27 protein-coding genes are annotated in these 26,953 nt (G+C 32.6%); 16 read left to right on the top strand and 11 right to left on the bottom strand.

The features are described from left to right. Nucleotides 1-12 precede the first annotated feature (12 nt). The gene (locus ATO12_RS02600) at nt 13-747 is read left to right on the top strand and encodes a DUF4386 domain-containing protein (RefSeq protein WP_034238352.1); all 735 of its coding nucleotides are present in this window, start codon (nt 13-15) and stop codon (nt 745-747) included. Between the two features lie 79 nt (nt 748-826). Here the strand turns inward: ATO12_RS02600 and ATO12_RS02595 are convergent, their stop codons facing one another. After that, nucleotides 827-1,534 (bottom strand): LytR/AlgR family response regulator transcription factor, encoded by a 708-nt coding sequence (locus tag ATO12_RS02595; RefSeq protein WP_034238350.1) that lies wholly within the window; start codon nt 1,532-1,534, stop codon nt 827-829. 1 nt (nt 1,535) lies between these two features. Next, nucleotides 1,536-2,615 carry a sensor histidine kinase gene (locus tag ATO12_RS02590; protein WP_051575555.1) on the bottom strand — a complete coding sequence of 360 codons (1,080 nt, stop codon included), beginning with the start codon at nt 2,613-2,615 and terminating at the stop codon, nt 1,536-1,538. Nucleotides 2,616-2,838: 223 nt separating this feature from the next. Here ATO12_RS02590 and ATO12_RS02585 point away from each other — a divergent pair, with 223 nt between their 5' ends. The 3 genes from ATO12_RS02585 to ATO12_RS02575 are packed head-to-tail and all read left to right on the top strand — an operon-like array spanning nt 2,839 to nt 5,497. After that, nucleotides 2,839-3,747 carry a DUF5050 domain-containing protein gene (locus ATO12_RS02585; RefSeq protein ID WP_034238349.1) on the top strand — a complete coding sequence of 303 codons (909 nt, stop codon included), beginning with the start codon at nt 2,839-2,841 and terminating at the stop codon, nt 3,745-3,747. Nucleotides 3,748-3,796: 49 nt separating this feature from the next. Continuing rightward, on the top strand, nt 3,797-4,561 hold the full coding sequence (locus ATO12_RS02580) for a formylglycine-generating enzyme family protein (RefSeq protein WP_051575554.1): 765 nt from the start codon (nt 3,797-3,799) through the stop codon (nt 4,559-4,561). 36 nt (nt 4,562-4,597) lie between these two features. Beyond that, nucleotides 4,598-5,497 (top strand): TolB-like translocation protein, encoded by a 900-nt coding sequence (locus ATO12_RS02575; RefSeq protein WP_034239232.1) that lies wholly within the window; start codon nt 4,598-4,600, stop codon nt 5,495-5,497. A gap of 84 nt (nt 5,498-5,581) precedes the next feature. On the opposite strand, the gene ATO12_RS02570 is transcribed toward ATO12_RS02575, so the two are convergent. The 6 genes from ATO12_RS02570 to ATO12_RS02545 form a co-directional block, all read right to left on the bottom strand. Beyond that, nucleotides 5,582-6,331 carry a hypothetical protein gene (locus tag ATO12_RS02570; protein ID WP_131248753.1) on the bottom strand — a complete coding sequence of 250 codons (750 nt, stop codon included), beginning with the start codon at nt 6,329-6,331 and terminating at the stop codon, nt 5,582-5,584. A gap of 2 nt (nt 6,332-6,333) precedes the next feature. Continuing rightward, the gene (locus tag ATO12_RS02565; RefSeq protein ID WP_034238347.1) at nt 6,334-7,158 is read right to left on the bottom strand and encodes a hypothetical protein; all 825 of its coding nucleotides are present in this window, start codon (nt 7,156-7,158) and stop codon (nt 6,334-6,336) included. 171 nt (nt 7,159-7,329) lie between these two features. Further along, nucleotides 7,330-8,445: an ABC transporter permease gene (locus tag ATO12_RS02560; protein ID WP_034238345.1), complete on the bottom strand. Its 1,116-nt coding sequence runs from the start codon at nt 8,443-8,445 to the stop codon at nt 7,330-7,332. 33 nt (nt 8,446-8,478) lie between these two features. Beyond that, on the bottom strand, nt 8,479-9,399 hold the full coding sequence (locus ATO12_RS02555; protein ID WP_034238342.1) for an ABC transporter ATP-binding protein: 921 nt from the start codon (nt 9,397-9,399) through the stop codon (nt 8,479-8,481). 197 nt (nt 9,400-9,596) lie between these two features. Continuing rightward, a complete protein-coding gene (locus ATO12_RS02550) occupies nt 9,597-10,292 on the bottom strand; it encodes a LytR/AlgR family response regulator transcription factor (protein WP_034238340.1) in 696 nt (231 codons plus the stop codon). Nucleotides 10,293-10,295: 3 nt separating this feature from the next. Beyond that, the gene (locus tag ATO12_RS02545; protein WP_051575552.1) at nt 10,296-11,294 is read right to left on the bottom strand and encodes a sensor histidine kinase; all 999 of its coding nucleotides are present in this window, start codon (nt 11,292-11,294) and stop codon (nt 10,296-10,298) included. 185 nt (nt 11,295-11,479) lie between these two features. Between ATO12_RS02545 and ATO12_RS02540 the strand changes: the two genes are divergently transcribed. The 8 genes from ATO12_RS02540 to ATO12_RS02505 all read left to right on the top strand — a co-directional run bounded on the left by ATO12_RS02540 (nt 11,480) and on the right by ATO12_RS02505 (nt 19,731). After that, a complete protein-coding gene (locus ATO12_RS02540) occupies nt 11,480-12,616 on the top strand; it encodes an alpha/beta hydrolase-fold protein (RefSeq protein ID WP_034238338.1) in 1,137 nt (378 codons plus the stop codon). 133 nt (nt 12,617-12,749) lie between these two features. Next, complete coding sequence (locus ATO12_RS02535) at nt 12,750-14,582, top strand: serine hydrolase domain-containing protein (protein ID WP_165583314.1); 1,833 nt, start codon at nt 12,750-12,752, stop codon at nt 14,580-14,582. 64 nt (nt 14,583-14,646) lie between these two features. Then, entirely contained in the window at nt 14,647-15,840 is a 1,194-nt protein-coding gene (locus ATO12_RS02530) for a serine hydrolase domain-containing protein (protein WP_034238335.1), read from the top strand. A gap of 26 nt (nt 15,841-15,866) precedes the next feature. Next, entirely contained in the window at nt 15,867-16,781 is a 915-nt protein-coding gene (locus ATO12_RS02525) for a hypothetical protein (protein WP_034238333.1), read from the top strand. A gap of 291 nt (nt 16,782-17,072) precedes the next feature. Next, on the top strand, nt 17,073-18,074 hold the full coding sequence (locus tag ATO12_RS02520) for a helix-turn-helix domain-containing protein (RefSeq protein WP_034238331.1): 1,002 nt from the start codon (nt 17,073-17,075) through the stop codon (nt 18,072-18,074). Nucleotides 18,075-18,160: 86 nt separating this feature from the next. Beyond that, nucleotides 18,161-18,685, top strand: a complete 525-nt coding sequence (locus tag ATO12_RS02515; protein WP_051575551.1) for a hypothetical protein — start codon at nt 18,161-18,163, stop codon at nt 18,683-18,685. 7 nt (nt 18,686-18,692) lie between these two features. Further along, nucleotides 18,693-19,292, top strand: a complete 600-nt coding sequence (locus tag ATO12_RS02510) for a DinB family protein (RefSeq protein ID WP_034238329.1) — start codon at nt 18,693-18,695, stop codon at nt 19,290-19,292. Between the two features lie 10 nt (nt 19,293-19,302). Continuing rightward, complete coding sequence (locus ATO12_RS02505; protein WP_034238327.1) at nt 19,303-19,731, top strand: hypothetical protein; 429 nt, start codon at nt 19,303-19,305, stop codon at nt 19,729-19,731. 142 nt (nt 19,732-19,873) lie between these two features. On the opposite strand, the gene ATO12_RS02500 is transcribed toward ATO12_RS02505, so the two are convergent. From ATO12_RS02500 to ATO12_RS02490, 3 genes are all read right to left on the bottom strand, one after another. Beyond that, on the bottom strand, nt 19,874-21,193 hold the full coding sequence (locus ATO12_RS02500) for a serine hydrolase domain-containing protein (protein WP_034238325.1): 1,320 nt from the start codon (nt 21,191-21,193) through the stop codon (nt 19,874-19,876). 322 nt (nt 21,194-21,515) lie between these two features. Further along, nucleotides 21,516-22,196, bottom strand: coding sequence for a M23 family metallopeptidase (locus tag ATO12_RS02495; RefSeq protein WP_081801944.1), 681 nt, complete (start codon nt 22,194-22,196; stop codon nt 21,516-21,518). 5 nt (nt 22,197-22,201) lie between these two features. Then, on the bottom strand, nt 22,202-22,915 hold the full coding sequence (locus tag ATO12_RS02490) for a hypothetical protein (RefSeq protein ID WP_034238321.1): 714 nt from the start codon (nt 22,913-22,915) through the stop codon (nt 22,202-22,204). Between the two features lie 138 nt (nt 22,916-23,053). Here ATO12_RS02490 and ATO12_RS02485 point away from each other — a divergent pair, with 138 nt between their 5' ends. From ATO12_RS02485 to ATO12_RS02470, 4 genes are all read left to right on the top strand, one after another. Next, a complete protein-coding gene (locus ATO12_RS02485) occupies nt 23,054-24,076 on the top strand; it encodes a sensor histidine kinase (RefSeq protein ID WP_034238320.1) in 1,023 nt (340 codons plus the stop codon). Nucleotides 24,077-24,085: 9 nt separating this feature from the next. Next, nucleotides 24,086-24,769: a LytR/AlgR family response regulator transcription factor gene (locus ATO12_RS02480; protein ID WP_034238318.1), complete on the top strand. Its 684-nt coding sequence runs from the start codon at nt 24,086-24,088 to the stop codon at nt 24,767-24,769. Nucleotides 24,770-25,026: 257 nt separating this feature from the next. Next, the gene (locus ATO12_RS02475) at nt 25,027-26,121 is read left to right on the top strand and encodes a sensor histidine kinase (protein ID WP_034238316.1); all 1,095 of its coding nucleotides are present in this window, start codon (nt 25,027-25,029) and stop codon (nt 26,119-26,121) included. Beyond that, on the top strand, nt 26,102-26,857 hold the full coding sequence (locus ATO12_RS02470) for a LytR/AlgR family response regulator transcription factor (RefSeq protein WP_034238315.1): 756 nt from the start codon (nt 26,102-26,104) through the stop codon (nt 26,855-26,857). The genes ATO12_RS02475 and ATO12_RS02470 overlap by 20 nt, the downstream gene beginning before the upstream one ends. Nucleotides 26,858-26,953 lie beyond the last annotated feature (96 nt).

Here is a 26,953-nt window from a genome sequence, read left to right as displayed (position 1 = left end):
TAAACAAACAAAATGGACTTGAAAAAAAATACAGGAAGACTAGCAGGTTTACTATTACTAGGTTTAATTCTTACAGGCATCTTTGCAGAATTTTTTGTGCGTCAAAAATTATATGTCCCTAACGATCCTTCTGCTACTACCCAAAATATTATTGAAAACGAATGGCTCTTTCGCTTAGGGTTTGTAAGTGATTTGGTAATGTCTACGCTATTTTTTTTCTATGCATATGTATTGTATTGCATTTTTAAGCATGTTAACAAAAATATTGCACTACTATTATTATTATGTGTGGTAATATCGGTAGCTATGCTTTGTCAAAATGCGTTATATCAATTCTCTGCTTTAGAAATATTAAGTAATAAAAGTTATTCAGAGACATTTAATGGAAATCAGTTGCAGGCTTTATCTATGTTTTTTCAAAACATACATACAAAAGGGTACTTTGTAAATCAGATATTTTATGGTCTATACCTATTCCCATTAGGTTATTTAGTGTTTAGATCTGGACTAGTTCCTAGAATAATCGGAGTCTTTTTAATGCTAGGTTGCATAGGTGATTTGGTGAGTTTTTTGGATTACTTTTTGTTTCCAAATCATGAATCAGCGTTTATAAATAATATAACTATTCCTGCTGATATAGGAGAGTTTTCAATGTGTTTATGGCTGCTAACCATGGGAATTAGAAGTATAGACTCGCCTAAAGTAGCTATTAACTATTTTAATAGAAATTTAGATTTAAAAAAATGATCGAAAAAGATTTGTGGAGTAGTACACATATTTTTTAATATCAAAAAAAGTATGCAAACTAAATAACAGTTAAGTACTATCAATTCTTAATCAACCTAATCACCTCCTTATAAGAAGCACCAATCGGAATTTCCATACCATTAAGAAGGACAATATCTTTTGAGGTAAAAGAAGTTATTTTTTCAGTATTGATAATATACGAACGATGCACCCTCAAAAAATTAGAAGGTAATTTTTGTAAAAAGACACTGATTTTGTCTTTGGTAATGATCGTATCCTCTGTGGTATGTATTCGTACATAATCTTTAATGCTGTCGATAAACAAAATGCAGCTAAATTCGACACGAATCATTCTCTTGTTAGCATTTACAAAGATGTGATCTACTGTTTGCTTTGCTTTGGATGATTCATCAGAAACGTGTTGAATCCCTGCACTTAATGCTTTATATTTATTGATAGATTTATAAAATCGAATAAAAGATATGGGTTTTAATAAATAATCGATGATATCCAGTTCATACCCTTCTAAAGCATATTCTCTGTAGGCTGTGGTTAGTATAACTTTGGGTTGTATTGTCGTGTTTTTTATAAAATCAATACCAGTAACTACAGGCATTTGGATATCCAGAAATAAAAGATCAACAGTATTTTTTTGAAGAAAATCTCCGGCATGGATAGGGTTGTCAAAAGAGGCTACCAACTCCAGTTCTGGAACTTTCTTGATGTGCTTTTCAAGTACCTTGATCGCTAATGGTTCATCATCTATGACCATGCATTTGATTGCCATATTATTGTAAATTAATCGTTAATACTACCTGAAAATCATTATCTGTTTTGGTGCTTTTCAGGTCATAATTATTTTTATAGTTCAGTTCTAATTGTCTTTGCGAATTAGAAAATCCAATTCCGGAATTTGATTCATTTTCCGTAGTATCTGTTTTGTCTGCTGGTAAAGTATTAAAAACTTTAAAACAAAGCTGATCCTGGTTTGTGGTTAATTCGATTTTGATTATCGAATCATTCAAGGTATTACTTGCACCATGTTTAAAAGCATTTTCTATAAATGATATTAGTATTAAAGGTGCTATCATAACGTTAGGATCATGAAGGTGATGTGTAAAACTTAAGGTTAATTTACTACCGTATCGTAACGATTCCAAATCAATATAATCCTGTATAAAAGTAATTTCATTTTTTAAAGGAACTTCTGCATCTTTACATCTATAGAGCATATAATCTAACATGTCTGATAGTTTTAAAACAACTTCAGATGCTTTTTCAGAGGATTCTTCTAAGGTTAATGAGTACAAATTATTTAATGTATTAAATAAAAAATGTGGATTTATTTGCGCTTTTAAAAACTTAAGTTCAGTATTCGCTTTTTCTTTTTGTAAAACTTCAAGTTGATGACGTTCTTCAAAACGATCCTTAACTATCTTAGTCATTAGCATTAAAAAAACGAATACATAGACCGATGGAAAATGGACGACAGCCAGGTGAAATGGATCTGCTAATATTTCTATCAAACTTTCTTCCTCGTAATATTTAGGAATAAAAAATTTAGTCAAATACATATTTGAAAGCTTAGAAATAACTAAAAACACATATGTAGATACCAGAAAAGAGAATCCAAACTTAAGATACTTCTTTTTAAATAGAAGTTTGGGTACCTGATAATAGACTAAAAAATAACTTGCTAATAATTGGGCAGGCAAAAAACTCAAACTAGCGTTTACAGTCTTTTCAACACTTCCCTCATTTAATGCAGCCAATATTGGTAAACTGATGAATACCAATACCCAAAAAATTAGGTGTGAAACAACTCTATTCTGAAGAATCCAATCAATTAAGTTCTTTCTTTTAACCATAGAGCATAAATATATAAAATATGAGTTGAGCACTATAGCAATAAAGACGAATCTTAATCACCTACTGCCCAAACCTTATTTCCTACGGATTAAGAATGTTTTCTGTTAATGATAGGTATGTATCTGGCAGAAAATATCATTCGTCTATTTTACGATTTTTCAGTAATTCTATTCCATAGGTTTGTTTAAGACAATACCACAATTATTATTAAAATATAAGCCTATGAAATATAAAAAAGCGATCTATGTCCTTTCAATTTTCCTTTGTATCCAGTCCATTTATAGTCAGAACAATAAAAAACCGGAATCCACATCTTATACAATTGCTTATTCTTCTAAAGAGTCGGGTGATGGAGAGATTTATCTGACCGATGAGAAGGGGCAATCAAAACTAAAAGTTACAGATCGCCCCGGAAATGATGGATATGTAGCATGGTCTCCAGATGGCAAACATATCGCTTCTTATGGCTATTACGATGGAGGAAATACCTGGTCTATTCATACGATGAATATAGATGGAACCAACAGGAAACGATTAACGTATGCAAAAAATAAATGGGATAGTGCACCGGCATGGTCTCCTGATGGAAAGAAAATTGTGTTTGCAAGAGGTTATGCAGATAAGGAAGGAGTTTGGCATTATGAAATTTGGACAATGAATTCAGATGGTAGTAAACAGACTCAAATCAAACCACTGAATGGTGGAGGACCATGTTTTACACCAGATGGTAGGATTGTTTTTCATTCCGTCTTTCATTCCAATGGTGAAGAAATTTGTATAGCCAATATTGATGGCAGCAACATAACTAAGTTAACCAATAATGAAGCTAAAGAATTACACCCTGAAGTTTCGCTTGATGGTAAGCAAATAGTTTTTATGTCTGATAGGGATGGAGATTTTGAAATTTATACAATGAATATAGATGGTTCTAATCAAAAGCGCTTAACCCATAATGATCTTGATGATTGGAATCCGTCATGGTCACCAGATGGTTCTCAAATACTTTATTCATCACAAGATCAGGAAAGGAAAGCTAATATTTATAAAATGAATAAGGATGGTTCTTCAGTAGAAAAATTTATAAAAAATGCAAGCGGACCTGCCTGGCTAAAAATAAGTAAATCAATATAGTTAGGTGGGGTTAACTAATGTAGAACTCTAAATAGAAAAAATAAAATTTATGAGAAACATAACAGGATTACCGTGTTTAATTATTCTTCTAATTACAAATATTAGCTTTGGGCAACACCTACCAAAATTTGTACAGGTACAAGGAGGAACTTTTACTATGGGGGATGAATGGGGGGTAAGCAATAAAGATCAACGCCCCATCCATGAGGTTACTTTAAAGAATTTTAATATAAGCCAAACAGAGGTTACCGTTGCACAATATCGTTATTACTGCGAAGCTACAGGAGCAGCTATGCCCAAAGAACCTGATTGGGGTTGGAAAGATGATCATCCCATAGTAAACGTAAGTTGGCAGGATGCTATAAACTATACCAATTGGCTTTCTGATACTTTAGGCCAAAAGGTACGTCTCCCTTATGAGGCAGAATGGGAATATGCTGCACGTGGTGGTAATACATCTAAAGGTTATAAATATAGCGGAGGAAATAGCATTGACAAGGTAGGGTGGTATGATGGTAATTCTGACAAAAAACCGCATACAGTGGCGAGTAAAAAAGCCAACGAATTAGGACTTTACGATATGAGCGGTAATGTTTGGGAATGGTGTATGGATATCTACGGAAGTGAGTATTATGCAAACAGCCCTAAAAACAATCCTACAGGTGAGACTAAAGGGGATCGTAGAGTAATACGTGGTGGAGGCTGGGGTCTTAATGCTTCTTTTTGTAGTGTTGCTTATCGCTATGGAAGCGCTTTTAATGGTGAGTTATATGACTATTTTGGGTTTCGCGTAGCTTCGGATGCGAAGGAGTAAAGTAATATTAAACGTATGATTAAACAACAAAAATCTATGAAAAAAACATATTGTATTTTGATATTGGTAATGATACCATTTTTAAATGCCTGTCAAACTAAAAAGGAACGTACCGCAGAAAATAATAATGTTACCATCACTATAGATAACCCTTATCTGGGACAAAAACCACCGGGTTTAATACCCGAACGTTTTGCTCCAGGAATGATTGTAACCGACGGCTGGGAATATGCAGGTGCCTTTTCACCCGACCAGAAAGAATTTTATTTTATCAGGGAAGTAGAAGGAAGTAAAAAACATGAATTCGTTGTTTTTCGATATAAAAATAATAAGTGGGGAGAGACAGTAATATCATCAAGAGTTGGGCAACCGTTTATCTCTCCCGATGGTAAGACCATGCATTTAGGCAGACGGTATAAGGAGCGAACCGAGACGGGGGAGTGGTCGGAGATAAAAAAGCTAGATGCGTCATTTCAGGAGATAGAGATTATGCGCCTTACGGCTTCATCAAAAGGAACGTATGTTTTTGATGAAGCGGGCATGCCAGATGGAGATGGTGTGATTCGGTATTCGCGATTAATAGATGGGAAACGTGAAGAACCTAAAGCTTTTGGTAAAGAGGTTAACACCGGAAAGATGAATGCACATCCATTTATTGCTTCAGATGAATCTTATTTGATCTGGGATGGCGAAAGAGAAAGCGGATATGGAGATTCGGATATCTACATCAGTTTTAAACAACAAGATGGTTCTTGGGGTGAGGCTATCAACCTTGGGGATAAGATAAACACTAGTGCCTGGGAAGCAGCTGCAAGTGTAACACCAGACGGTAAATACCTTTTCTTTAATAGAAATATGGGGTCCGACAAATACGAAAATGTAGATGTATTTTGGGTCGATGCCCAGATTATTGAAAAATTGAGGCCAAAAGAATAAGAAGTTGAATGAATAAAAAATGCCTTTTAGAAGAGGTTAATCTCCTCTAAAAGGCATGGTTACATATAGTTTGCATTAAGCAATTTAAATATTAAATCCTGGATTCGTATTAAAAGCTGTGTTCTGAACACTTCTTGCTCTATTTCTTGCCATATTACGTATCGCACTTGTAGTTCTTGTTCCATCAACGGCAAACCACCATAAATACAATACTTCATACATATTCGACCCCTGATAGTCCCAATTGGTATCACAAGAAGCAGCTCTCGGGCATCCGCTACCACCATTATGGCTTTTTCCACCATTGTGCCTTGCTTCATGTAATAAAGTTCCGGCTCTAGTAGCTACATCAAAAGAATAGAAGTAAGGAATATACAATTCTACACGACTACCATAAGCCCAACCAGCCCATTGCCCTGGAGTAGATCCTGGTTTATAACACAATGCTTGTAACCTTCCGGTATTATTAGCTGTGTATGGATAGGCCCAGCGAAGTGCATTTCCACTATAATCTCCCGTGTTAGTTGCATAATCTTCTGCAGAATAGGTAAGTAAGTATAACGCTGCAAACGTCCTTGCCAAAGGCAAATCTAAGTTACAGGGATCGTAATAACCAAATCCATTATCCCAATCTTGTCTTCTCATATCAAAAACTCCCCACCAGTGATCAACGCGGGCTTGGTTACACAGCCCTGAAGCATAAACCGAAGTTCCGTCTGCCACATTATCATGCGGAGGAACGGTACAGGTTTGTTGTGCCTGAGTGGTTATTGGGATCATTATTAATACTAGTATGTAAAATACTGTGTTCTTATATAGCTGAATATTTTTCATGATTATCTGATTTTTGGTGAGTCTTCCGTTTCATTAACTTTAATATCAAATTCCTCTGGCATCTCCGGATGTTTTACTTTTCTGATATCTGTGCTTCTGGTAGTGATATACCAGTGCTCATCCTGAGGAAGTCTTTCGTACAATTCTTTCATTTTCTCTTCTACATTTCCAAAAGGAGTTTGCAAATAGCAACGTGTGGCCATTTGGCGTACCGATAAATCTTTGTGATCGATCAAGCGCATCAGCATTTTTTCGGCTACTCGGTTTTTTTGTATTGCTAAGATTCCAATGCCTTCTACTGCCGTAAGACGAATAATGATTTCATCCGTTCGCGTGTCAATCTCAGGGTTTTCAGGTTCTGTATCCCTTGGGATGTGTAATGAAGCGATCTCATACAAATAGTTCAAGGATTCGTCTGATCGTAATTGTTTTAGAGTTTCAGTGATCATGGTGCGATATAAGTAGTATTGAGCAGGAATTTTTTGATATATCCCAGCTAGTGATTCCGCTATATTTTTTTCTTTTCTAAGTAAATAAAGCGATCGCTGATAGTTTTCTTCTGCATCCTTACCATATGCCATGGAAAGTTTTAGGTGTCCCTGAATAAGGTTTCCGTATGGAAATCCTGCAAAAAGATCATCCAGTGAAAGACTTGAAGATTCATCAAATGTTAATACTGAAGAAGTTGAACTTGCTTTTTCCGAAGACTCATCTTTTTGAGTTACATCATTGGTAGTATCGATATTTTCATCTTCACAGCTTTGTACAGTTACTACAAATAACCCAAATAATAATACCACTACTAATGGTTTTAAAAAGTGTTTCATAATATTAAATGATTAGTTAATAATATTGTTTGAAACAAAAGTAATGGAATAGGGATGCTATCGTAAGAGTTAATCAACTGCAAAATACTGGGGCTAAACTCCTTATTTAGTCCCAGTTTTCAACGGTTTTTGTATAGTGTTACTTGTACGACTTATAATGGGTAATAAGAGTTATTCGATCGCAATAATATTCTTCTTAAATAATGCTGTAGAAATCAAAATCATTCCCAAACCAATGGCTAATAGAACTCCCATTTTAGGAAGAATAGTGATCAAAGGCAATTGCCTCCAAAAAATATCAAAGAAACCTTCAATTCCCCAGTAATTCACGCTAATTACTGCAATGTTTTGCATGAATTCTGGCATCATACTAATCGGAATCATACTTCCTCCAATTGCTGACATCAGAATGATAATAATGGTACTCATTCCTTGTAATTGTTGACGTGTTTTTACTGTAGACACTAAGAAAACTCCAAAACTAGAAACTGCAAATGAAATACACAAGATCAGCAATAGTAGTGATAACAGATCCATAAATATAGGTAACCCAAAGGCTAACCAGGCAAAGACAAACATGGTGGTTAATTGTAAAATAGAAACTACCATAGCTGTTCCCATTTTGGCAAGTAAAATATCCAGCGGTTTTACCGGAGCAATCAATAATCGCTTAAGCGTTCCGGCTTCTTTTTCATCTAACAATCCACCGCCAATAGCGGCGATACTAAACAACAACATCATGATTGCTGTTCCTCCTACAGCTTGTACCAGACCAGGATGAGCTTTGGTAGAGGTCTCTTTGATTAACGAAGTCGTTTTTAGTTTTATAGTATTAATCACATCTACTTTTCCTAAATGATATTTGAATCCTTCTTTTAAAACAGTATGTACAATTCGCATTTGTAAATCTCTTGCAGCGTCATATTTTAGTTCGATTGGCAAGTCTTTATCTGCTTTAACAGCATCAGAAAATCCTTTTTCGAAAATTAAGGCTGCTACATTTTTTCCTTTTCTAACAAGGCTTAAGGCGTTCTCTTCTTCAGAAGCAATCAAACGAATAGTTGGCATAGCATCTAGTTTTGCAATCAACTCCTGAGAGGTTGTAGTAGCATCTTTATCCACCACCAATACTGCCAGAGGCTTTGGAGCACTTTTCTTTTTAGCAACTCCACCAAATGCAAATGCAAATAGCGTAATCATAATAATAGGTAGTAGAAAAGTAATCAGGACTCCCTTTTTGTCAGAGAAAAACAATATCAGGTCTTTTTTTAAAACAGTAAATAGCATGATGGTTGGTTTTATAATGGATGGATAGGTTGATTAATCTCTTAGTTGTTTTCCTGTAAGGCTTAAAAAGATAGCTTCTAAGTTTACTTTGTTCAGTTGTATATCTTTGATGCTCAATTGCAAATCATTACACGTTGTAATTACTTTAGAAAGCTCTTTTACTGTACACTCTACCAACAACTTGTTTTTGTTATGCGTTAATTCATAGGAAAATAATTTCCTGAGTTGATCTACATTGCTTTCAGAAAGAAAATTAAACTCGAACTGGATACTTTCTTTGGTCTGTACCAATTCTTTCAACTCAGATTGTGTTCCTTGTGCGATGATTTTTCCTGAGTCTATAATCGCAATACGATCACACAGACGCTCTACTTCTTCCATATAATGTGTGGTGTAGACAATGGTCATTCCTTGTTGGTTTAAGGTTTCGATGACTTCGAAAATGTGATTTCTACTTTGGGGATCAATTCCTACGGTAGGCTCATCCATAAACAATACTTTCGGACGATGTAGCAATGCCGCAGCAATATTGATTCTGCGTTTCATTCCTCCAGAATAGTTTTTGATTAAATCCTTCTTTCGGTCTAACAACCCGATTAATTTCAGGGTGGTATGGATTCTTTCTTTTAGTGTTTTAGAGGGAATTCCATATAAATTCCCCCAGAACAATAGGTTCTCATAGGCAGAAAGATCTTCGTATAAGGATATCTCCTGTGGTACAACACCAATCAAATGCTTGCATGCTGAAGCATTTTCACTACTATTTTTGCCATCAATATGAATCGTTCCTTCATCACTTTTTAAAATCGTACTCATCATATTGAGTGTAGTAGATTTTCCTGCACCATTGGGGCCTAAGAACCCAAAGATTTCTCCTTTTTTGATAGTAAAACTAATATCGTTTACCGCTTGTATGTTTTGAAATGATTTGGAAAGGTTTTGTACTTTAATCATAGATAGTTATGCTTATTGATTGTTCAAATGTCGTAAGCATATTACTATCTATAAAAATGATGTTACCGAATTGTATTTTTTTATGGATGAATTGTGGGTTGGATAAAAATCAATAATGCATTTGCGTTATGTATTTTACCTTGAGCTATCGAAGTATAGGAGGGGAGTGTAATGTGTGCAAAATGGAAATAACTATATTATAATTTTGATAAAATCTTCAATTTTTCAAAAACAATGACCTTATATGTAGTACTGACTGGGACTTTATTATTTTCAATTAATACATATGTTCTGGTTGCCTTAGTAACTCTATCCAAATTGGCAATGTATGATTTATGTGTACGTTGGAAATTTTCGGATAATACGGTAGTAATATTAGTAAGTGTTTCTGAGATCAAGTACATTCTTGAATCTGTAAAGATTTTCAAATAATTTCCAAAACTCTGAATGTACAGAATAGATTTAAATGAAATATTAACTGGTATTCCATCATGTTTTATTTGAAGCTCTTCATTTCCACTACTTTTTTTAGGTTCTATTATTTTTGAAGTTGAAACTTTGTTTATTGCTTTCAAAAAACGTTCAATTTTTACAGGTTTTAGTAAATAGTCTACAACACCATAATTATAACTTTCTAATGCATACTCAGAATAAGCCGTAGTTAAAATAACTTTAGGTGGGTTTATCATAGAACGCAAAATTTCTATACCATTAAGCTCTGGCATTTCTATATCAAGAAAAATGAGATCAACTTCATTTTGCTGAGTAAAATTGACAAATTCAAGTGGATTCCCGGTACTTAATACCAATTCAAAATTATCAATTTTAGCACAATAATCTTCTAACACTTTACGTGCAAGTATTTCATCATCTATGATACCAATTTTAATCATTAACTATTTTTTTACTATTGAAACTGTTAAATCAATAGATAAATTTACACGATATAGTTTTTCCATATCATTAATTTCTAATGCATGAGAATTAGGATATAATAGATTTAAACGTCTTCTCACATTTTCAAGACCCATTCCTTCTCTTTTGGATGCAGAAACCATATGAGGCTTTGAATTAACTACACAAAAATAGAGGGTGGTGTTTTTTATAGCCACAGAAACATCAATTGTACTCTGTTCATTCGTACTTTGTGCGCCATGTTTCACTGCATTTTCAACAAATGGGATGAGTAGCATTGGAGCAATCCTTAACTCTAATAAATTTCCGCTAATTAAAAATTCAATAGTACAACGTTTACTTAATCTTTTTTCTTCAAGTAATAAATAATTTTCTATAAACTCCAACTCTTCTTTTAATAAAACGGTGTTTTTTTTAGAACTTTCTAATTGATACCTCATTAATTCTGAAAGCTGCATAACCACATCAGGAGTTTCTGGCGATTGCTGTCTAGCTAGTGAATAAATACTATTTAAGGAGTTAAACAAAAAATGAGGATTTACCTGCTCTTTTAAATAGGTAAGCTCCATTTCTTTTTGCAATTTTTCTTTCTCCTCATTTTCTTTTTGGAAGATCATGTTTCTTCTTAAGAAAAAAACAGCCATACCGGCTCCTGTTGTATAAAGAAGAAAGAAGAATATTTTAGAAGTGCCAGACCAACTATTTGTTCTTAAGTAGGAAAAAATAAGTAAACTCCCTATGAGTAGTATCCCATATATAAAGTATCGTTTCTTATCTAGGAAAAAAGGAATAAGAATAAAATGATTTACCCAAATGAAACCCATAATCATAAAAGTATAATTAAGTCCATGTGCGTAAAATAAATAACTAGTCTCAAAATTATCTTTAAAAAACAAATTACTCAATGTTTCAAGCATAAAAACCAGCAAAAAAGCTCCTGCATTAAGTAGTACGGTATTTTTTATGGACCTATTAAACATATATGTTTTTCTAAAAAGTGTATAAAGATACTATCTATACCTGGCAGTTACTATAATTTCTTACAAAAGCTATATATCAATGATGAAATGATTTTGTCATTTAACTTTTGCGTTTGTCATATTTATGTTGTTAAGCATAAGTTATAGGATAATTTAGTATCGCAAGTAATAAAAATAAAGTAAATATGAAAATTACTAAATTATTAACATTAATATGTATTATAGTGTTAAATACTGTCTTTGCTCAAGAAAAGGCAGAAAAAGATCCTGATAAACCAGTAGTTACCTTAGGAGAAATATCTTCACTTCAATCAAAAGTCTTAAACAAAACTATTCCACTATCAGTCCATTTACCTGCGAACTACGATAGTGCTAATAAAACCTATCCCGTACTGTATATGTTGGGTTCAGATTACCGAGCTCGATTCGCCATGTTAGCTTCTACACTAGACTACATGGGCGAGGGACAAATTCCTGAGATGATACTCATTGGAATAGATTTACCCGAAGGAAATCGTATTTTGTTGCCAACAAGGGATCAAGACACAACAATTCCTGATAATTATATTAACTTTTTTGAGACAGAGCTGATACCGCACGTCGACGATACATACCGTACAGCCCCATTTAGAGCACTTTATGGTGGTTCTAACAGTGGATTTTTCTGTGTTTACACGCTGCTCAACAACCCTCTTCTGTTTAATGGCTACTTTGCAAGCAGCCCATCAATTATGCACATACCAAAAGTGCTTCAACAAAAAATAAAAACTGGTCCGTTAAAAACGCTTTCGGAAAACAGATTTCTACATATCATTTACAGCGATGATGAAGGATTAACAAATCACGTTTCTGAATTCACTCGTGTTTTAGCGATTCATAAACCAGAGAGTTTTACCTATAAAGTGGATGAATTGGTGAACCAGGGTCATGTACCAGCGATGGATTTTACACTGTTTCTTCTTGCGTTATACCCTGACTTCAATCCCTTCAATCCCGGTGAAAACCTGGAATCGTTGGATAAAGTGACACAACATTTCGATAGGTTATCAAAACGATACGGGTATGAAATCAAGACACCTATATCGGTCCTATTTAACCTTGGTTTTCACACGATACGAAGTAAGAATTTAATTGCCGCAGAAGAAATCTTTCAATATTCCTTAGAAATGTATCCTGAAGGGAAGGAATCTTATCTCGGAATGGGGCTTGTACGCAAAGCTCAAGGTCAGCTAGAAAGTGCTAAGGTCATGATCAAAAAAGCACTGACAATTGATCCGAATTTTTCACTTGCTGAAAGGTGGCTAAAAAGACTCGAGAAATAAAATCTGGATGTACTCATCAAAGACTTACTGGGTGAGCACCTCAGATCCGAAAAATATTTATAGAAGCATCAAACTCCTTAACGACTGAACATAAATGAAATTAAAAGAAGAATTTCTTAAAAAAGTATTAGTAATGAAAAAAATTATCAGAATCTTCCTCCTTATCATTCTTTTTCAATCATGTACAGAAGAATCAAATACTGATACTACAGTAGATTTAATAAAAAAGGTAGAAAATGGTCTCACAACTCGGGTACACATAGTTGGTGATTCTACATGGTCTATAGAAGAACGAATGAAACACTATGGCATTCCAGGCGTGAGTATTGCAGTCATACATAATGGTGAAATTGCTTGGGCAAAAGGGTACGGTGTCGTGGATAAAGAAAGTCAAATCCCGGTAACGACACAAACACTTTTCCAGGCAGCGGCAACTAGTATGCCAGTAACAGCCTATGGTGCATTACGTGTTGTAGAAGAAAATAAATTTGACTTAGATGAAGATGTTAACAGTTATTTAAAATCCTGGAAAGTACCAGAAAATGAATTTACCAAAGACAAGAAAGTCACCATAAAAAACCTTTTGAATCACTCTGCTGGAATACATCCTCGTGGAACAGGATCATATAGTATACATGAGAAAATCCCAACACTTTTAGAGATTTTAAACGGGATTTATCCAGCTAAAAATGAGCCAATTACAGTAAATAAAGAGCCTAGTGAAAGTGTTCGTTTTGCATATGCAAGCTATGTGCCTATTCAGCAAATGATGCTAGATGTAGAGGGGAAAACATTCCCAGAGATTATGCATGAACTTGTGTTGCAGCCCTTAGAAATGAACAACAGTACGTTTAACTTATCACTTACTACGGAGCAATTAACTAAGGTAGCAACAGGTTATTTAAAAGATGGTTCTAAGGTAAAAGGAGGAAGAAAGATTGATCCTGCATTGGCTTCAACTGGATTATGGACAACTGCCGAGGACTATGCAAAATTTATAGCCAACGTACAACAAACCCTAAAAGGTCAACGTACTAAAGGATTATCAAAAGATTTGACACAATTAATGGGCACACCATATGGGGTGAGTAATAATTCTGGCTGGTCATTTACATTAGGCTTAGGGTTTCAACTTTTTAATAGAAATGATGAAATCTATTTAAGACATCACGGATGGAATACAGGTTTTTATGCAGAGATTATGGCTCATAGAGATAAAGGGTATGGTGTGGTAGTATTCACTAATTCTACTTTTCCGGAGTTTAATGCAGAAGTGATGCGTTCTGTAGCCATGGCTTATGATTGGGATAAGTTTGTTCCAATACATAAAAAAATAGAAATAGAACAGTCTTTAGTCAACAAAATTAATGGTAGATATATGTCCGATGGTAGGATTGTAGAAGTTTTTCAAAAGGACAATCAACTGTTCTATAAAAATATACTTGACTTAGAAGCAGAAGAACTAGTCAAAGTCTCAGATAGTAGTTTTGTTAGAAGAAATTCTAGTCGACTTATGCAATTTACGCCAGATTCTGAAAACGAAACGCTCAATTTAATTTACCTGAATAGAAACGATAGAACAATAGCTGCAACTTTTGTTAAGATGGATACCGATAAAAAAGAACCTATAGAATTCCTTCTTGAAGGTGATTTTGACAAAGCACTTAGTGCATATATGGCCTTAAAAGAACATGACTCAACTTATCTTACTGTTACTGAAGATTATCTAAATGATCTAGGCTATGATTTTTTCCATGAGGATAGAATGAAATTATCACAAGATGTTTTCAAAGTGAATATGATACTCTATCCAGATAGTTATAAAGTATACGATAGTTATGCCGAAGCCTGCGCAAAAATTGGAGAAATTGATATGGCAATTTTAAATTATACTAAATCACTTGAATTAAATCCTCAAAATAACCGTACCAGACAGAAGCTTATGGAATTACAAAAAAGTGAATAAGAGGAATTTTCATTAAGCTTAATAGTGGTAACTGCTATCAAACATTTATAAATAATAAAAAATTATGAAAAACAAAACAGGATTACTACTTCTAATTTTTCTTGTACTAACACATAGTAGCTTTGCTCAACAAATTGACAGTCAAGCGCCAGAGGCTACAGCTACCGAAGCCGAGCTCTCATTTAGAGATATTCCTTATCTTGAAAAAGCCTTTATCGATGTAGCGCCAACCGATAGAAAAGACGGCATCCTTGTGGGGAAATTAGGCGTCGATGGTGGCAATAAAGCAATGATTCTTGCCCTGACGCAAGAGATCGCAGACAATAAATATGGTAATTTCGATAGCTTTCTTATTGCTCATAAAGGTAAGCTCTTATTTGAATCCTATTATAGGAGAGGACGTATCGATCTACCCCACCCACAAGCATCTGCGACTAAAGCCTACACCAGTTTGGCGCTCGGGCGTGCTATCCAGTTGGGGTATCTGTCTATGGCTGATTTAGACAAACCGTTGGTTGACTTTCTAAAAAACCTGGATCCAACAAAATTTGTTGATGGTGTAGAAAAAATCACGTTACACAAGGCGTTGACTATGCGTTCTGGTATTCGCATCAGTAAAGAAAATAGAGAGGAATTCGAGAAAACCCCTGCTCTGTTAAAAGGTCAAAAGCAAGTTCAAGTTTACCTCGAGCATAGTATACCTATTACTTCAGATTCTCAGAGGTTTAAATATCAATTTGATCCAATATTGGTGATGCAAGTCATTGACGCCGTAGTGCCAGGCACTGCTAAAGATTTTATCAAAAATGAACTTCTTGATAAAATGGGTATCACGAATTATGGCTGGGAGACTGATGTTAGCGGTCTGCCAAGTTCGGGAAGTCGCTCGAGCATGACATCACGTAATATGGTCAAATGGGGCACTCTGGTCATCAATAAAGGTAAATGGAATGGTGAACAGTTGATTCCAGAAGCCTTTATCACTAAAGCAACCAGCAGGCTCCTCTATACTGGCGATGATGAAGTTCACTACGGTGGCAAAGATGTCTCTAATCAAGGATACGGATATTTCTGGTGGAGTGCAGATTTGAAAGTTGGTAATAAAAATTATTTCGGTGTATCTGCTCAGGGAGGTTATGGTCAGATTATCACTCTGATAGAGGAACTTAACCTAATGGTTGTAACTACTGGTCATGATAACAATATTCCTTACTTACAAATAATCGCAGAGCGAATCTTACCTGCTTTTATTAAGTAATAACAAGCATGGTAAAAATCTAAACAATGAAAAATTACAACTTTATACTATTAATACTTGTATTGGCAATATTCTTAAATGCTTGCAATACTAAAAATCAGAAAGCAAAAGACTTTGATTTTCCAGCCTTGGAAAATCGCTATTTTGGACAAAAGCCACCAGGCGTAATTCCTGAACTTTTTGCTCCTGATATTCTTTCTCCAGAAGGGAGTTTTGAAGGTGGTAAGTTTTCACAAGATATGAAGGAATTCTATTTCACTAGGAAAAATGGAAAGTATAAAAACCGTGCATTTTTTGTTATTCGGTATGAAAATAATAGTTGGGGTCAGGAATCTGAGACCGATATAAAATGGCCAAGATTCTCTGAGGATGGCAATACGATGTACGTTGGTAAAGAGTATAGAAAACGGACAGACACTGGTTGGTCAGAGCCCAAAAGTATAGGCGAATTTTTAAAAGACCAAGCACATGGTTGGTCTATTTCATCCAATGGAACTTATTATTATGCTGTTTATAAAAAAGAAGACATGAACATAAACGGCTCTCTTTATTATTGTCCATTTGTAAACGACAAGTATGAAAATCCAGTAAGAATGAATGCTGATATTAATACAGGGGAATACATAGCTCATCCCTTTATTGCGCCAGATGAATCTTATTTAATTTGGGATGTTAGACGAGAAGGAGGATATGGGCAAGCAGATCTCTATATCAGTTTTAAACAAAAAGATAAAGAGAACTCTTGGTCACCTTCAATGAATATGGGACAAGCGATTAATAGTGAAATGCAAGAAAGCTCACCCATGGTGACTCAAGATGGGAAATACTTATTTTTTACTAGAGGAGAATGGATAGAAAAGGAAGATGGAAAAACTTATTATGTGGGTAAAAGACATTGGGTAGATGCTCAGGTTATTGAGAATCTTAGACCCAAAGAGTAATGTATAAAACGGAATGAGGTTACAAGCTATCAAATGGTTTGTTACTGAAAGTTAGGTTAAAATAGGAGTTATGATGATGATTACAGCGGGGGAATTAGTATAGTTGCGAAATGAATTACCGATAATATCAAATAATGTGCTAATATTAGAAATACTAAATCTTTTATTACTATTAGGTAACAGATAAAAGTTATTTTTACTAAAACAAACATGTTCTTAAAAGGATTTTAGCAAAGAAATATTGATTTTTATCAATTCAATAAGGTAATTATATAAAGTATACATTATACAATGCTGACAACTGGCCTCATTTTAATTCTTGCCTCCCTTGGTTTAGCACAAGGCTTATTCTTAAGTTTTTATGTTTTCAGTCTTAAAAACGGAAATAGAGAAAAGCACTTTTTTCTTGGTCTTTTTATATTTGGGTTGACTATTAGAATTGGTAAATCGGTACTGAATTATTATGTGCCATTAGAAAATTGGCAAAATAATATTGGTATTTCGGGGATTTTAATAGCCTCTCCTGCTTTATGGTTGTACGGAATTTCACTTTTTGAAAAGAATAAAACAATTACACCAAAAACGTATTTACACTTCCTACCATTTATTCTATTTCTAGTATTAATTCCGTTTGTGCCTAGAGATGGAAATTTTGAATCATTTTGGAACTATGGTATCGTAGTATTTCATTTGTTTTTTTACCTAATCGTATCTTGGAACTATCTGTATAAAAATAAATTAAAAGTTAGTAAAAATCTATTTAGTTGGTATCGAAAAATTTTAATCGGAACAACACTTATTTGGGTTCATTACATTGGAAATCTATTAGATTTTACCTACTACTATATTAGAGGTCCTATCTTTTATTCTTTATTAATTTATGCATTTAGCTACCTTTTTTTACACCAGCATCGTTTGCAAATGCAAAAATATAGTAGTTCTCAATTAGATAAAAAAGATTCAAAAACATTATATCGACAAATTAAAGCGCTTTTTGAAAGTGAAAAGGTGTATCTAGATGACAAGGTTAACCTCAATATGATTGCAGAAAAACTGAATGTTAAATCACGAGAAATTTCACAAGCCATAAATGAAAATACCGAGCAAAATTTTTATGATTTTGTCAACCAGTATCGCATAGAAAAAGCCGAAACTCTTTTAAAGGATTCTTCATACAAGAATGAGAAAATTGCTACTATCGCCTATGAATCTGGTTTTGGTAATGTAACCTCATTTAATTTAGCATTTAAGAAAAAAACAGGAGTAACGCCTTCAGTATACAAGAAACATTAATGTATATTTTCGTTAAAGCCTGCATGTTTTTTAAAGTATTTTAATTCGATTTTACTGAATATTGTGACATCAAACAGTATTCAGTTATGAACAGAAAAAAATTTATTTATGGCTCGCTTATAGGTTTAAGTGCAGGTATCGCGTTGCCAACCTATTTTATTTCAACTTCAAAAAACGAACAATTTGATTCCGCAAGCGGCAAGCCCGATCAGTTAGATATAAAACTCATAAAAGATTTTATAATTGCGGGTCATTCAAAATTAGAATTGGTTAAAGAGATGCTTAATGAGCATCCAAATCTAATCTACACTTCATATGATTGGGGAAATGGGGACTATGAACAAGCTATAGAAGGTGCTGCTCATTTAGGGAACAAAGAGATTGTAACCTATTTTATTTCGAAGGGAGCAAGACCAAATCTTTTTACCCTTGCTATGTTGGGGCAAACCAATTTGGTGAAAGCAACTATAGAAACGTATCCAGAATTACTTTTTGCAAAAGGAGCACACGGTCTTTCGTTATTACATCATGCACAAGTTGGAGAGTCTAAAGAACTCGAAGACTATTTAATACAAAAAGGCTTAACTAAACGAGTAATAAAAATTAGATAAAAGAATTATGAAAAAAAAATTATATCTCTTAATTGCATTAGTATTCATTCAATGCTCAAATGATACAAGTACATTGTCTGAAAAAGAGCGAAATTTTGCTATTACCCAATTAAATACTTCAAAAGAGACGCTATTAAGTACGATAGATGGTTTAAGTGATGCACAACTTCATTTTAAAGAGGATGATACATCCTGGTCTATTGCAGAATGTACAGAACACATTACCATTTTTGTAGATAAGGTCTTTGAAATATTAGAAGAATCACTAGAGTTACCTGCTAACCCTGAAAGACGTAAAGATGTAAAGTTTTCGGATAAAGAATTAATCGCACATGTACAAGACAGGACCAACAAAACCAAAACAGACGAGGACAATGAACCCAACAACATTTATGGAGATCATGATGCAACCATTAAAGCGTACAAACAAAAATTAGATGAGCATATTAACTACTTAAGAACCACTAATGATGATTTAAGAAATCATTACGTGAATTTTGGATCTGTAGATACTTATCAAATCTTCTTATATATGGCTGCGCATACCAACCGCCATATAGCACAAATAATAGAAATAAAAAGCAGTGTAAATTTTCCTAAAGATTAAATAAATTCATATGAAAAAAGTAACATTTTTAGTGGTTTTAGTTTTTTTACTAATAGCCTGTAAGAACAAATCAGAAATCAATGAAGATAGTGCGCAAAACTATTCTAACCTAACGCCATTAGAAGTGGTTAATAAAAGAATGAACTATTTTAATGAACATAATTATGATGAGTTTATAAAACTCTATAATACCAAAGTTGAAGTCTATACTTACCCAGATAAATTAATGGGTACTGGATCAGATAGACTGGCTTCTATTTTTAAAAAAGATTTCGAAAACAAATCAGTATCGGTACAAATTGTAAATCAAATGAATAACGGTCCCTATGTTATCAATCATGAAATAGTTACTAATGAGGGTAAAGAAACCAAATATATCTCTATTTATAAAGTAGAAAAAGGGCTTATAAATAGTGTGAGTTTTGTACGAGAATTCTAGATACAATAAAAATATATAGAATGCAGAGCACACTGGTTATTATTAGATTGTTGACAACGCATTAATGATGTTGTCAACAATCTAATAATATAAAACACTTGATATGAGTTGATTATAGTGTATTAAAACATCATATTTAAGACTATGGAGTAGTAATTTTACTTATAGTTGTTGTAAATCCATTTTGACTAAATGTTAGACTATTAGTATTGCCTTTAATTTTGGTTAAAGTGGCTCCGACAGCCATGTCATAAAGTGTGGTTTTATTTTTTTGAGTCAATTCACTTTTTACTCCTTGAGCTTCAACAATTAAATATAATTTGCCTTTTTCTTGTTTAATTTCTAAGGTTAAGTTCGCTTCTTTTAATAAATATTTACCTGTTATCTCCTTAAAATCAGCAATGTTTATAGATTTAAAGTCTTCAATTTTTTCATCATTTAGGTATGCAAACAAGTCATTTTTTATAGACTTTCCTATTGGTATTCTACGAGAGTTTGTAAATAATAAAAATAGATTTTTAGTTTTAGGGTTGTATGCATTTGCAAAAGAGTAACCTATATTATTTCCTCCATGATTAAAATACTTAATATTTTTATAATTAGACTTAAATATACCTAATCCATATACTTCATTTCCAGATTCTATCATTTGTTTAACAGTTTCTTTTTTAAGGAGTATTTCGGTTTCAAAAAGTGATCTGTAAAAAATTTCCATATCAGATAAAGTAGAGGCAATACTACCTGCAGCATAAGCAATATTTGCAAAGTATCTGTAGTCTAAATATTTAGTTACATCTTTATTTTGGTGGTAAGGCGTTGCCAAATTTGGTAAGTTTTTATGAACATAAGGATATGTGTTTTTCATTTTTAAAGGCTCGATAATTCGCTCTCTAACCAAATCAAAATAGCTTTGATCTGTTACCTTTTCAAGTATTCTTCCTAATAAAAAATAGTTTGTGTTACAGTAATCGAATTTTCCAATCATTTTGGGATTGTTCTTTTCTACCTGATCTAAAAGGTTATCATTGTACAATGAATCTTTCTTTGCATAAAATATTTTTTCAATATTTTTGCCAATGATTTCATCTAAACCGCTTTCGTGTGTTAATAATTGACTAATTGTTAAAGAGGCGTCTACATTTTGTATTGGCATTACGTATTTTCCAATAGTATCTGTTAGTTTTAAGTTTCCTTTTTCGACTTCTTGTAATATAAGAATTGCTGTAAATGTTTTGGTTGCACTACCGATATTAAAAACATTATTCTCGTTTAAGCTAAAATTACCCAGGCTTAGGGTTTTTATCTGATTGTTTTTTTTAATGAGTATAGCTACCCCTTTATTTTGCTCTTTTACTAAAGAATTAAACTTTTCTTTAATACTATTTAGTTTACTTTCTTGCGAAAATGATATGCTTTGTACCAATATTAATACTGCAATTATAATGTGTTGTAAAGTTTTCATAATGTTCTGTTTTAAATGATACTTCAAAACTCTTATAATGGTACACTATTAGAAAAAAAGAATGATAAACAGCCTGTAAAAAATGATAACTATTAAAAAGTACTGTTATCAGTAAAAAAAGCATGTTTACACTTAACCTGTGGGTTTTTATCATTGAAGTGATTTAAACTTTTTTCAATTCGCTATAAAAATGCTCTTTTTCACTAAAATCAAAAAAGATTAAACCACTTCATTAAAAAACATTCACAACTGAATAATAGTTTACGGTAAGGACAGAGGAGTAGAGGCAAAAAGTGTATAGAATGAGATTTCTAATTATACTTTAATTTTTTCTAACTTTTTGTCCTCTTACAGGTTCACCTTGTTCTACGAATACATCATCTTCATAGTAATTTATAAATTGAGGAGGAAGCCCAATACCATCTGGGCTATCAGATGTTGTTAAGTGATAATGCAAATGTGGTTCAGTAGAATTTCCACTATTTCCTGCTTTTCCGACTTCTTGTCCTTTAACCACAGTATCACCAACAGCAACTATAATTGATCCTTTTTTTAAGTGTGCCATTACAGAAACTTCACCGTTTAAGTGATCAATTATGATATAATTACCCCCAGCTTTATTAAGAACTCCAGGGGTATTATCTTCAATATTATTTTCTATAGCTATTACCTTTCCGTCACCAGGTGCATTTAAGCGTTTACCAAAACAATAATAATCTTTGTTTTGAGTACCATCTCCTGTAAAAGAAGCTCCATTCACTATTTGAAGAATGTCTAAAGCATACCTCTCAAACCGATTATTAAAATGTTGATTCTGTTGGATTGATTTTCCTCCCCAAACTACATACCATTCGTTTTCAAATGGCAGTTCTAATTCTGTTTTGGTCTGGTAATTTAAAAAGATATCTTCTTCGATTTGTCCTTCATCTCCTATTAAGCTATCAGCGCAAGAGTTCATTAATAAAACAATTAAGAATGAGAAAGTGTAAATTATAGGTTTCATAAGCTTTAAAATTTATAAATAATACCAAGGTTTAGTTGATGTTGTAATTCTCTGTAAGCAATAGGTATTTGAAGCCTATTATAACTAAAGTCATAGCTTGCTTTTATATCAAAGTTATCCGATAGGATATACCCATACTTTAAATTCCATGAAATACTTTGATAACGATTGAAGGAATACACGCCTGCATTAACACTAGAAACCCTACCCAACACAAACGGAATAGTAATTTGTGATGATAGATATTGTTTTTCATTTAGCCGATATCCAAAACGACTAGTGATGCCTAATTCTTGATGTACATCTACATAGTCGCTACGGTTAAAAAAACGGGAAATATTTGATTGTGATTGTAAACCTATATGTATTGACAAGGAATTCTTTGTATACAATTGTTTTAAATACGAGAAATTTACACTTCCTTTTAAGAGTTCTGTATTTAAATTTGATAATCTGTCGGTTTTTAATGCTGTTTTTCCTAAGAAATCTACACCTACTTCAAATATATTTTGGTTTTTACTGCTACGCTCGTAGCTCAATTTGTAAACTATACCATTATAATCGTAACGTGCTACAGGTGCAAGCTCTAAATTTTTTAATACTCCAAAATTATAAGCCGTAGAAAATTCAAGCTTATTCTTTTTTTTATTAGATACTTTTTCTTGTGCCTTAAGTGTAATACCATATATGCACAGGATGGCGAAAATATATTTTCTCATGTTCAATATTTGAAACAAAACAACAGAAAATATAGCGCCATAAAATAAATATTTGATTAACGTTCTATATTTATTGATTAACGTTGAAGTACGCAACTAAACAAATTAATTTTGTCTTTCTTTGTTGAAAAATGTGTAATGAATACATCTAGAATAGCGCTGTATGTCGGACATCTAATGTTCTGGTTACTAAATTATTGGTTTGTTGCCCTTGGATCAGAATTTAATTGGAATGGTTTTACTTACATCTCTGGTAGTTTAGCGTACGCATATGCTTATGGGCTTTTCTTTAATGCAGTTTTGTTTTATTCACAAGCTTTTTTGTTCATAAGAATATATAAGCGTAACAAAAAAGTAAACTTTTATCTAGTCACTATTCTTGTAATTATAATAATAACGGTAATCGAAACATATTGTGATTTTATGTTATATCGTGCCTATAATGTAGATAACGAGCCGTTGTTAGGAAGTTTTTCAGCAAATTTTATTGTACATATCTTATATACAGCTGCTGGTTTTTACTATATCGTAAAATTTGAATACAGAAAATCGGAAAAAACAAAGCAAAAATTGATAGAAGAAACCTATAAAACAGAATTGAAATATCTAAAAGCACAGTTAAACCCTCATTTTTTATTTAATGGTATTAATAGTGTTTATCATTTAATTGGTAAAGATGATGTTTTAGCAAAAGAGACTTTGCTACAGTTTTCTGGTTTATTACGCTATCAATTGTATGAAAGTAACACTCATATTTTGTTGGAAAAAGAATTGGACTATGTATTAAAATATATTAAAATTGAAGAGACACGTAGAGGTCCAGATATTCGCTTAGATTATGAAATCAAATCAGAAAACTCTCAATTAAAGATTGCACCTTTATTATTAATCCCTTTTATTGAAAATGCTTTTAAACACGGTAGTAATCATATAGACAGTACTTTCAATACAATTACAATAAAAATTGAAGAAATTGAAAGAAAACTTTCCTTAAATGTTGTAAATAGTTATGATGAATCTTTGGTACATACTGCTAGAGTAGGAGGAATAGGGTTAACCAATGTGCAAAAACGATTATCATTATTATATCCAGACCAACATCAACTCAACATAAAAAAAGACAAGGCTAAACATATTGTTGACCTTTCTATTAATTTATAACGTTTAAAAATGAAACAATTCAACTGTTTAATTATTGATGATGAACCCATTGCTAGAAAAGGCATCGAAGATTATTGTAATGAGGTTTCGTCTTTAAATGTAGTTGCGTTATGTAAGAATGTATTGCAAGCAAATCATTATTTAGAAAAAAATCAAATTGATTTAATTTTTTTAGATATTAATATGCCAATAGTTTCAGGTATTGATTGGTTAAAAGGTTTAAAAAACTCTCCTTCAGTTATTATGACTACAGCATATGAAGACTATGCTCTGGAAAGCTTTTCATATAACGTCTTAGATTATTTAGTAAAGCCCATTTCATTCGAACGTTTTTTACAGGCAGTTAATAAAGTTTATAAGTATTATCCTAACAACACAGAAAATGAAGTTTTGTTTTTAAGAAGTGAAAAACAGCTTAAAAAGATACACATAAATGATATTCTATTTGTAGAAGCTATGCAAAATTACATTAAAGTAATAACAGTAGAAGAGGCTATAATTACAAATATGCCTCTAAAAAGTTTTAAAGAACAATTGCCAGAAGATAATTTTATACAAACACATAAATCATACGTAGTGTCTAAATATAAAGTAGATAAAATTATAGAGAATCAAATAATTATTAGAGAGTTTGAAATACCAATAAGTGTACGACTAAGAAAAAAAGTTCTGGATAGTTTCAACACTATGTAAAAAGGTATAACAATTCAGAGACATATTACGACATTTCAAAATATTATGATTTCATTTTTTTGCCAATCCTAAGATATTTGAATTATAAATAAAAACCCGTTTTTTTTGGTTTGTACAGGATACAAATAATTCCGTTATTCGTATAATACCTCTAATAATGGAAAACCAGAGGTATGAATCAGGTTATTACTGTAATCGCTTTTGGAGTTATATTCTATCAAGTTAAACAAGGTATACCGCTAATATGCTTATAATTCATGGCACTATTTAATAAAAAAAAACGCATACAATATCTAGGATTTAATGATATATGGTTTTCTGTAATAGGTATCCTTATTATAAGTCTTATAACAAACTATTTATTTAATAACCCATCAGAAAGAGCATCAATAGAATTAGTACTCATAGGTTGGTTTGCTTCATTAATTCCCACAATCTGTGATTGGTGTATCATAAGGTTTATTTTGATTCATTTACGGAAAAGATATCCTGATTTTAAAGATGATTTAAAACGTATTGTCTTCCTTCTTTTTGCAATTATTTGTGTGATATTGTTTGTTGATTTTACAATGGGTTTTTTGCTTGCACAATTGTTTACTTTTTTGGGATTCTATTCTACCCATATGGTAATATTAAAGGTTCTTTTACCCGTTTTTTTAATCATTATTATGACAATGGCGATATATGAGGCAATTTATTATTATGTTAGGCTTAAAAAATCAATTAGAGATGAAGAGCAGACCAAACAAATAATGATACAAGCACAGTTAGATACCTTAAGAAATCAAGCACAACCTCACTTTTTATTTAATAGTTTAAATACTTTACGTGATATTATTGATCAAGATGCTAAAGAAGATGCGAAGGGATTTGTTGATAATCTGTCTGATGTATATCGATTTATACTAGAATCAGGAAATACTAATTTAATTTCATTACAAAAAGAATTAAAATTTGCAAAAGCTTATATTCATATTCAATCAGAAAGATTTGGAGATAACCTAAAGGTGAATTGGCGTATTCTACAAAGTAAGCAAATGGCTATGATTGTCCCCATGAGTTTGCAGCTTTTACTAGAAAATGCCATAAAACATAATATCGTTTCTCGGGCGAAACCTTTGATTATTACTATAGAAACCAAAGAGGATTATTTAGTAGTAAGTAATAAAATACAATCGAAGTCTACCCAAACACCATCCACAAAAATTGGATTAAAGAATATTGAAAAACGATATCAACTTATATCAAATAGAGCACCTATTATCGATAATGATGGAGAGCATTTTACAGTTGCTCTTCCATTATTAAAAGCATCAAATCAAAATACAACTCATGAAAATACTAATCATTGAAGATGAACCCCGGGCTGCAAGTCAGTTACAAAACTTATTAACCAAAAGTACTCTTGATTTTCAATTATTAGATATTATTGATACGGTTGAAGATGCTGTAGTGTGGTTTCAAAAGAATACTATTCCTGAACTAGTATTTATGGATATTCAATTAGCAGATGGATTGAGTTTTGAGATATTTCAAAAAGTAGAAGTTACTGCGCCTATTATTTTCACTACGGCCTTTGATCAATATGCCATTCAGGCATTCAAAGTAAATAGTATTGACTATTTATTAAAACCCATTCAACAAAAAGACTTAGACGCTGCGTTACACAAATTTTCAAAATCCAAAAACCTATCTAACTCTATAGAACCGAATATCTTAAAAGAACTCCTGGGTAGTATTCAAACCCCACAAAAACGCTCAGGGATATTGGTAAAAGAGGGGAGTGGCTTTGTGCAAATAAGGGTTTCAGAGCTATTGTATATATATTCGCAGGATAGTATCACCTTTGGTATCACCCATAATAAGCGCTATATCATAGATGAAACGATGGACCAATTATTTGATTCCTTAGATGATACTAAATTTTACAGAATTAATAGAGGTCAGATTATTTCCAAAATTTCAATTCAGAAAATAGAACCATATTTTAATCATAGAGTAAAGTTATCTGTTTCTAATCCAAGAGATCAGGAGTTTATTGTAAGTAGACAAAAGACCAGTGATTTTAAAGACTGGATGAACAAATAATGCTGCTGTGACGTTTCAAATATCAAATACGACACTTCAACAAAAAACACTATTTCTAACGACACAATAAGACAATCTTTGTGATATATAACAAAC

The organism is Aquimarina atlantica, from assembly GCF_000626715.1.
Classification (GTDB): Bacteria; Bacteroidota; Bacteroidia; order Flavobacteriales; family Flavobacteriaceae; genus Aquimarina; species Aquimarina atlantica.
The sequence above is the reverse complement of the archived record's forward strand: the minus strand, read 5'-3'. Positions and strand labels throughout refer to the sequence as shown.

Coding starts and splice junctions, on each gene's coding strand:
- ATO12_RS02600 (WP_034238352.1), top strand. CDS start 13: ATGGACTTGAAAAAAAATACAGGAAGACTAGCAGGTTTACTATTACTA.
- ATO12_RS02595 (WP_034238350.1), bottom strand. CDS start 1,534: ATGGCAATCAAATGCATGGTCATAGATGATGAACCATTAGCGATCAAG.
- ATO12_RS02590 (WP_051575555.1), bottom strand. CDS start 2,615: ATGGTTAAAAGAAAGAACTTAATTGATTGGATTCTTCAGAATAGAGTT.
- ATO12_RS02585 (WP_034238349.1), top strand. CDS start 2,839: ATGAAATATAAAAAAGCGATCTATGTCCTTTCAATTTTCCTTTGTATC.
- ATO12_RS02580 (WP_051575554.1), top strand. CDS start 3,797: ATGAGAAACATAACAGGATTACCGTGTTTAATTATTCTTCTAATTACA.
- ATO12_RS02575 (WP_034239232.1), top strand. CDS start 4,598: ATGAAAAAAACATATTGTATTTTGATATTGGTAATGATACCATTTTTA.
- ATO12_RS02570 (WP_131248753.1), bottom strand. CDS start 6,331: ATGAAAAATATTCAGCTATATAAGAACACAGTATTTTACATACTAGTA.
- ATO12_RS02565 (WP_034238347.1), bottom strand. CDS start 7,158: ATGAAACACTTTTTAAAACCATTAGTAGTGGTATTATTATTTGGGTTA.
- ATO12_RS02560 (WP_034238345.1), bottom strand. CDS start 8,445: ATGCTATTTACTGTTTTAAAAAAAGACCTGATATTGTTTTTCTCTGAC.
- ATO12_RS02555 (WP_034238342.1), bottom strand. CDS start 9,399: ATGATTAAAGTACAAAACCTTTCCAAATCATTTCAAAACATACAAGCG.
- ATO12_RS02550 (WP_034238340.1), bottom strand. CDS start 10,292: ATGATTAAAATTGGTATCATAGATGATGAAATACTTGCACGTAAAGTG.
- ATO12_RS02545 (WP_051575552.1), bottom strand. CDS start 11,294: ATGTTTAATAGGTCCATAAAAAATACCGTACTACTTAATGCAGGAGCT.
- ATO12_RS02540 (WP_034238338.1), top strand. CDS start 11,480: ATGAAAATTACTAAATTATTAACATTAATATGTATTATAGTGTTAAAT.
- ATO12_RS02535 (WP_165583314.1), top strand. CDS start 12,750: ATGAAAAAAATTATCAGAATCTTCCTCCTTATCATTCTTTTTCAATCA.
- ATO12_RS02530 (WP_034238335.1), top strand. CDS start 14,647: ATGAAAAACAAAACAGGATTACTACTTCTAATTTTTCTTGTACTAACA.
- ATO12_RS02525 (WP_034238333.1), top strand. CDS start 15,867: ATGAAAAATTACAACTTTATACTATTAATACTTGTATTGGCAATATTC.
- ATO12_RS02520 (WP_034238331.1), top strand. CDS start 17,073: ATGCTGACAACTGGCCTCATTTTAATTCTTGCCTCCCTTGGTTTAGCA.
- ATO12_RS02515 (WP_051575551.1), top strand. CDS start 18,161: ATGAACAGAAAAAAATTTATTTATGGCTCGCTTATAGGTTTAAGTGCA.
- ATO12_RS02510 (WP_034238329.1), top strand. CDS start 18,693: ATGAAAAAAAAATTATATCTCTTAATTGCATTAGTATTCATTCAATGC.
- ATO12_RS02505 (WP_034238327.1), top strand. CDS start 19,303: ATGAAAAAAGTAACATTTTTAGTGGTTTTAGTTTTTTTACTAATAGCC.
- ATO12_RS02500 (WP_034238325.1), bottom strand. CDS start 21,193: ATGAAAACTTTACAACACATTATAATTGCAGTATTAATATTGGTACAA.
- ATO12_RS02495 (WP_081801944.1), bottom strand. CDS start 22,196: ATGAAACCTATAATTTACACTTTCTCATTCTTAATTGTTTTATTAATG.
- ATO12_RS02490 (WP_034238321.1), bottom strand. CDS start 22,915: ATGAGAAAATATATTTTCGCCATCCTGTGCATATATGGTATTACACTT.
- ATO12_RS02485 (WP_034238320.1), top strand. CDS start 23,054: ATGAATACATCTAGAATAGCGCTGTATGTCGGACATCTAATGTTCTGG.
- ATO12_RS02480 (WP_034238318.1), top strand. CDS start 24,086: ATGAAACAATTCAACTGTTTAATTATTGATGATGAACCCATTGCTAGA.
- ATO12_RS02475 (WP_034238316.1), top strand. CDS start 25,027: ATGGCACTATTTAATAAAAAAAAACGCATACAATATCTAGGATTTAAT.
- ATO12_RS02470 (WP_034238315.1), top strand. CDS start 26,102: ATGAAAATACTAATCATTGAAGATGAACCCCGGGCTGCAAGTCAGTTA.